This is a genomic window from Agrobacterium sp. D14, assembly GCF_001526505.1.
GTDB classification, from domain to species: Bacteria; Pseudomonadota; Alphaproteobacteria; order Rhizobiales; family Rhizobiaceae; genus Agrobacterium; species Agrobacterium leguminum.
In genome coordinates, this window is sequence record NZ_ASXX01000053.1 from 1 (window position 1) to 1157 (window position 1157).

Here is a 1157-nt window from a genome sequence, read left to right on the forward strand (position 1 = left end):
ACGATGCCGGCGCCGACGGTACGGCCGCCTTCGCGGATAGCGAAGCGCAGCTTTTCTTCCATCGCGATCGGAACGATCAGCTCGACGTCAACGGTCACGTTGTCGCCAGGCATAACCATTTCCGTGCCTTCCGGAAGCGTAACGATGCCCGTTACGTCCGTCGTGCGGAAGTAGAACTGCGGACGGTAGTTCGTGAAGAACGGCGTATGACGGCCGCCTTCTTCCTTCGTCAGGATGTAGGCTTCAGCCTTGAACTTCTTGTGCGGCTTAACCGAACCCGGCTTGCACAGGATCTGACCACGCTCGACGCCGTCACGGTTAACACCGCGAACCAGTGCACCGATGTTGTCGCCGGCCTGGCCCTGGTCGAGCAGCTTGCGGAACATTTCAACGCCGGTAACCGTCGTCTTCGAGGTCGGACGGATGCCGACGATTTCGACTTCTTCGCCAACCTTGACGATACCGCGCTCAACGCGACCCGTCACAACCGTACCACGGCCAGAGATCGAGAACACGTCTTCGATCGGCATCAGGAACGGCTGGTCGATCGGACGCTCAGGCGTCGGGATGTAGGCGTCAACCGCAGCCATCAGCTCGCGGATCGCGTCTTCACCGATCTTCTTGTCAGAGTCTTCAAGAGCGGCAAGTGCCGAACCCTTGATGATCGGAATATCGTCGCCCGGGAAGTCGTAGGACGACAGAAGTTCGCGAACTTCAAGCTCGACGAGCTCGAGAAGCTCGGCGTCGTCAACCTGGTCGACCTTGTTGAGGAACACGACGATCGCCGGAACGCCAACCTGACGGGCAAGCAGGATGTGCTCGCGGGTCTGCGGCATCGGGCCGTCGGCAGCCGAGCAAACCAGGATCGCGCCGTCCATCTGGGCAGCACCGGTGATCATGTTCTTCACGTAGTCGGCGTGGCCGGGGCAGTCGACGTGCGCATAGTGACGGGCAGGCGTTTCGTATTCAACGTGCGCCGTCGAAATCGTGATACCACGGGCCTTTTCTTCAGGCGCGGCGTCGATCTGGTCATACGCCTTGAATTCGCCGAAGAACTTCGTGATCGCTGCCGTCAGCGACGTCTTGCCATGGTCAACGTGACCGATCGTGCCAATGTTGACGTGCGGCTTATTGCGCTCAAACTTGCTCTTTGCCAT

Annotated in this window: 1 protein-coding gene; it reads right to left on the bottom strand. The window is 59.7% G+C overall.

What is annotated here, in order from left to right:
- On the bottom strand, window positions 1–1157 hold a 1157-nt coding region (gene tuf, locus L901_RS22865), incomplete at both ends, for an elongation factor Tu (RefSeq protein WP_059760487.1).